1 protein-coding gene is annotated in these 386 nt (G+C 65.5%); it reads left to right on the top strand.

What is annotated here, in order from left to right; all coding sequences use genetic code 11:
* On the top strand, positions 1 to 386 hold a 386-nt coding region (locus ACI2JH_RS18205; protein WP_404736865.1), incomplete at both ends, for an Hsp70 family protein.

Genomic DNA, 386 nt, shown 5'->3' with positions numbered 1-386 from the left:
AACAAGGACCAGGGCATCGACCTGCGCAAGGATCCGCTGGCCCTGCAGCGCCTGAAGGACGCCGCCGAGCGCGCCAAGATCGAGCTGTCCAGCGCCCAGCAGACCGAAGTCAACCTGCCGTACGTGACCGCCGATGCGTCCGGCCCGAAGCATCTGAACATCAAGCTGACCCGCGCCAAGCTGGAGTCGCTGGTGGACGAGCTGATCCGCAAGTCGATCGAGCCGTGCCGCGTTGCGTTGAATGACGCCGGCCTGCGTTCGAGCGACATCAGCGAGGTCATCCTGGTCGGTGGCCAGACCCGCATGCCGAAGGTGCAGCAGGCGGTGACCGAGTTCTTCGGCAAGGAACCGCGCAAGGACGTCAACCCGGACGAAGCCGTGGCACT

This window comes from Stenotrophomonas sp. NPDC078853, assembly GCF_044901215.1.
In the GTDB taxonomy this organism is placed as follows: domain Bacteria; phylum Pseudomonadota; class Gammaproteobacteria; order Xanthomonadales; family Xanthomonadaceae; genus Stenotrophomonas; species Stenotrophomonas lacuserhaii.
This window is presented reverse-complemented; position numbering and strand designations above follow the sequence as displayed.